The sequence below is a fragment of the Qipengyuania oceanensis genome (assembly GCF_009827535.1).
Lineage (GTDB): Bacteria > Pseudomonadota > Alphaproteobacteria > Sphingomonadales > Sphingomonadaceae > Qipengyuania_C > Qipengyuania_C oceanensis.
In genome coordinates, this window is sequence record NZ_WTYN01000010.1 from 1 (window position 1) to 4,687 (window position 4,687).

General features: G+C 55.1%; 4 protein-coding genes. 1 reads left to right on the plus strand and 3 read right to left on the minus strand.

The features are described 5' to 3' along the window. Positions 1-49: 49 nt before the first annotated feature. Positions 50-418, plus strand: a complete 369-nt coding sequence (locus GRI48_RS14090) for a hypothetical protein (protein ID WP_160677641.1) — start codon at positions 50-52, stop codon at positions 416-418. 470 nt (positions 419-888) lie between these two features. Here the strand turns inward: GRI48_RS14090 and GRI48_RS14095 are convergent, their stop codons facing one another. From GRI48_RS14095 to GRI48_RS14105, 3 genes are all read right to left on the minus strand, one after another. Then, the gene (locus GRI48_RS14095; RefSeq protein WP_160677644.1) at positions 889-3,132 is read right to left on the minus strand and encodes a putative bifunctional diguanylate cyclase/phosphodiesterase; all 2,244 of its coding nucleotides are present in this window, start codon (positions 3,130-3,132) and stop codon (positions 889-891) included. An 82-nt stretch (positions 3,133-3,214) separates the two neighbouring features. Further along, positions 3,215-3,724: a PilZ domain-containing protein gene (locus GRI48_RS14590; RefSeq protein ID WP_419956971.1), complete on the minus strand. Its 510-nt coding sequence runs from the start codon at positions 3,722-3,724 to the stop codon at positions 3,215-3,217. A gap of 90 nt (positions 3,725-3,814) precedes the next feature. Further along, the gene (locus GRI48_RS14105; RefSeq protein ID WP_160677650.1) at positions 3,815-4,426 is read right to left on the minus strand and encodes a LuxR C-terminal-related transcriptional regulator; all 612 of its coding nucleotides are present in this window, start codon (positions 4,424-4,426) and stop codon (positions 3,815-3,817) included. Between the last annotated feature and the right edge of the window lie 261 nt (positions 4,427-4,687).

A 4,687-nucleotide genomic window follows, 5' to 3' on the forward strand; every position in this document is an offset into this window, starting at 1 on the left:
TTCAGCAGCTCCTTTCAAGCCGTAAATAGCCGGTTCTCTAACTCTCAAAATGGACCACTTTCTTGGGGGAAGGTCAGGATTACCAATCCCTGCCCGCTTCGAATTGCAGGAGAGTGTTAGCAATCTCGCTGCGGCACTAAGCCGATATGAGCGACGTGGCGAGATAGCCTTGGGCGGCGAGTCCCTGCAGATTCGTTCGGTGCATCGCTTCGAAGGCACTTCGCTACCGACCGAGACTCCTATCGGATATCAGTTCGAGAAAGGCGGTCACGTCGTCGGAGCAGTTGAATTAAATGGCAGTCCCCGCGTTTTCACAGAAGTGGGGGTCGATCCGGGCATCAAACGAACAATTGTTATCGGAGCGCTAGCTTTGGCGTTGTTGTGGGATCCCGCAAATAGCCAATTGCCCGACGACTGAGTGTCCTTTTGCGGCGCCCACGAGGCTCCCATGGACCAGCGTAAAGCTTTCGTGGCCGCTCCTCCACGCTACCTTTTCGGATTGTCACTTGAGCTTCGACGGTTAAAAACGGCCTTCTTCAGTAGTCTCACCGTTGCTGCTAGCTGAAATGCGCACGACGTCTCAAATTGCGAGATAGACAAGAAGGATACCGAACGTCGCCGTGGCAGCGGGCATCAACCTGACTAATCTTGATGACAATCTCTGCGCCCACCATGCCGCCTCTGCGCCCACCATGCCGCGTAGACAGCGTACCACTTTCGTGGCCCATTAATCAAGATCACCGAGCTGATAACGACGAACCAGCCAAAGATCTCGAATTAATCTGGTGCTTTGTAGGCATCCAACTGAACCAGATCTCTTCACGTTTCACGATAACTTCAGAGTCGATTTTATTAATCTTCCTAGGCACTCGTAAGCGCGAGTCATTTTTAAGCCGCTTTGCGGACGATTTTCTTTGGTACTCGCTCATCAGCTTGCTCAGTTGGAATGCCCGATGGCGCCTCTGCTTTTCCGAAAAGAAAGCCTTGACCGTAGAAGCATCCCATCTGGAGGAGCAACTCACGCTGCTCCTCAGTCTCCACCCCTTCTGCGACGACCTCCTTGCCGAGGTTCTTCGCCATAGCGATCAAGGCTTGAACGATAAGACGCGATCGGTGCTCGATGCAGATCTTCTGCACGAAGCTGCCATCAATTTTCACTTTGTCGATTGGGAAGTCCCGGAGGTGCGAGAGAGATGAGAAACCGGTCCCAAAGTCATCGAGGGCGATTTGCATCCCGGCAGCACGCAACTTCAACAGGACTTTCTGAACCGAACTGGGGTCGTTCACCAGTAGCATTGTCTCCGTGATCTCCAACGTGACATTGCTTGGGGCGATCTTCCTCAGAGCCAGCTTTGCAAGCAGGTCGTCAGCATAATCACGACTCAAAAGGTCGGCCTCAGTCGCGTTGAGGCTGACAAATTGCACTCCCTCTTGTGAAGCAAGGACCGAAGGAAACTCCGTGCAGACGTAATCGATCATGCGGTTGCTGACCTCTCGAGATATGAGCGGATCGAGCAGAGCGGGAAGAACCTGCGTGGCCGTAAGCGTCTCACCCGAGCGCGTGGTCAAGCGCATCAAAGCTTCAAATCCCACAGTCTGGTTGGTGCCGAGCTGTACAATAGGCTGATAGCCGGCAAAGAGTCGTTTTTCGACTAGCGCACTTCGGACGAGGCTGATTGCTTCCTGGCGGATCCGATTGTCGCGTTCCAGATCGAGATGATACTCGTGGGTACGTGCCGGTTCTCGCGCTTTCCCGTGATAAAGCGCAAGATCGGCCCTTCGTAGGAGCTCACGGGCCACGAGCGCCTCTCCGCTGCGAGCGAAACCGCAGGTAGCGCTGACGGAGAGCTTCTGACCCGCGATCTCGACGTCGCTTGAGATGGCACTGATTAGGTTGTCGCCGATCGCTATTGCCTCCCTATTGGTAGTGCCAAAGGGAGTGATCACGGCAAATTCGTCGCCGCCCCAACGCGCGATCAGTGCGCCGGGCGGCGCAGCCTCGCCGAGCCGCGAGCTGACCTCCCGGAGGACTAGATCGCCCACAAGGTGTCCATACGTATCATTGATGTCCTTGAACCCATCGAGATCAAGCAGCAGCACAAAGAAGTCTCTTCCCGTGCGTCGGAAATCCTTGATCCTGTCGCTCAAGCTTCGATCGAACGCCTGCCGGTTGAGCAAGTTGGTAAGCGCGTCGTAATCGGCCGCCCGTTGAAGTGCGAGTCGAGCGTGATAAGACTCTGTTATGTCCTGAATTATTCCGACCACCTTGGGTGAGCTATCCTCACCGCACGTAAGGTATTCTCCGACGACCTTCACGCGCTTCGGTTCTCCGCTCGCGGTGGAAATCTCTGCTTCAAGCTCAGAACGTCCCTTCTGTTCAACTATCTTGCGGAGAGCTTCCTCGACCCTCGGACGATCGTCTGGAAGATACATTCCAAGAGCGCCGTTCAGCTCGATTCGCGCGTCCTTATTGAACCCGAGCATTGCGCAACCTTCCTCGGAATAGGTCAGTTTGCTGGACTCTAGGTCAAGCTCCCATGAGCCAATCCTTGCGGTCTTCTCAGCCTGTGCAAAAAGACGGTTCGCGCGCTCGATCCGGTCAGAGCGCTCGGCAAGATGCGCCGCAAGATAGGCTGCTTCGATCCGCTGCGTGTGCGACTCGATTAGATCCTCAACACTCTTGGCAAAGTAGCGAATCCGCTCGAGATGTAGTTCATCGAACAATCCCGGCCTTGAGTCGGCGAGGCAAAGGGTGCCGAGAAGATGTCCATCCGGGCTGGTCACCGGGTGTCCAAGATAAGAACGGATGTATGGGTCGCCGACCACGAGCGGGTTGGAGCTGAACCGGTCGTCTTCCAGTGCGTCGGAAATGAGGAGCGGAAGTCCCAAATCGATAACTTGGCTGCAGAACGCGACGTCTCGTGAGGTTTCGCAAATTTCGACGCCGGTCTTGGCGAGGAACCACTGTCGATTGGCATCGACCAAGCTGATTAAGGAAATGGAGCAGCCGAACAGGTGCGCACAGAACTGGGTGATACGATCGAAGCTTTTTTGCGGGTTGGTGTCGAGCAGTGACAAAGAGCGCAATGTTGCGACGCGCTCGGCTTCGGTGTGTGCGTGGTGCGACTTCATCCTTTGGCTTCCCCATTGCTCCGTCCGTTGGCGAGCAATCCACTTGGCATCGATATTCGAAAGAGGTTGATCATCCGTTTCCTCAGTGTGCCGACTTCAGTGCGACCCGAGCCTCGGTAAATGGCGCCTCGAGCGACGCACGAACCACGCCGCTAAGCGCTACCGATGCTGCTACGACGGCGAGAGCGATTGCGGTCCATTCCAACCCCCTCCCGACGATCCTGCTCGCCTCTTCAGGGGGCAGAACCCGCATCTGGATCGACGAATTGGCCCGCGGCTTGGCCCGGCGTTCACCATTAATAGGAGGGCGAACGGGCGACGTTCCGGAAAGCAACTCCCGGACTTCGATCTTTTGTTGAGAATTAATTCCGAAGGCAGTGCCCTTGGACCAGACCACCCGGCCGACGGTGCAAATCTGATGATGCCTGATTTCGACGTAAGCGCCTCGTTGCGGAGGCGAGGCGCTGCGGAGCATCATACCGCGAGATGATACGTTGCATACGCGCACGTCCTGCCACCCCTGCTCTGCGAGCATTCGGGCCGCTAACATTAGCGCGTATCGCTCTTCGCGCGTTCTTAGATGCGACCCCATATGCCTGGAGTAACGGTGAGAGGTTGCTGATAAGATATTGGCTGAATAAGGTTCGCTACGGATTGCCAGATTGCAAGCGTGCCTTCTGCCTCACTCTGTCGACTTCACGCCAGCCTCGAGAGCGATGCGCACGGCCTCTCCAGGGGAGTTCGCGCCTAATTTCTTGAGCAGGTTCGATCTGTGCAGCTTCACCGTTGCCTCGGAAAGGTTGAGCCGGACGCCGATGTCATGATTTCTTAGGCCATTCGTCAGAAGCTGTAGAACCTGCAATTGTCGAGGTGTCAGCCCGCCCACTAGACGTTTGGCCCTGCGTCGACGTAAGTGTTCAGTGTCAGTCCCATCACGCACGAGCATTTGTGTGCCAATGAAATGGGTAACCATACCCGCCGCATTTTTGATTGGGGCCATCATTACTGCATTGCAGAACGAGGACCCGTCCTTCCGGTAATTGGTAATTTCGGCCAGTGCTGGGCGTCCGTCAGCAATCGCTTTGCTCAGCAAGTGCTTTCCTTCAGCTTCTGTATCGGGTCCACTTAAAAACCGGCAATTTCGACCGATCACCTCATTAAACGCATAGCCTGTAAGATGGCAGAATGCCTCATTGGCACCAATGATCGGATTGTCTGGTTGCCTGAAGTCGGTAATTATGGTCGCGAGCGGTGAAAGGTGGATCGAGGCGAGGAGCTCTTCTTCGTGCGACATTGCAGCGATCACCTTCGATGTAATTTGAAATTTTCTCCGTGAGGTTGTTTAAGATTGCGCGGCCGCAAACTCAACGGCGCATTATGACAAGCTGAGGCGAAACTTTGAAGCTCCCGCCTCTATCAGCTTCGAGCAGAAGTAGCGGTGGATTAGGAAGAAAAGTTCGAGAATGAAGGTTCATTAGCGGGAACTGTCAGGATTTCCGTGTGTGGGCGGGCATAATGGGTAAGAAGGAGTCCCACTATGTCCCGACGCAAAGAA

Excerpts from the sequence above, each read along its gene's own strand:
- GRI48_RS14590 (WP_419956971.1), bottom strand. The coding sequence starts at position 3,724 with ATGGGGTCGCATCTAAGAACGCGCGAAGAGCGATACGCGCTAATGTTA.
- GRI48_RS14090 (WP_160677641.1), top strand. The coding sequence starts at position 50 with ATGGACCACTTTCTTGGGGGAAGGTCAGGATTACCAATCCCTGCCCGC.
- GRI48_RS14095 (WP_160677644.1), bottom strand. The coding sequence starts at position 3,132 with ATGAAGTCGCACCACGCACACACCGAAGCCGAGCGCGTCGCAACATTG.
- GRI48_RS14105 (WP_160677650.1), bottom strand. The coding sequence starts at position 4,426 with ATGTCGCACGAAGAAGAGCTCCTCGCCTCGATCCACCTTTCACCGCTC.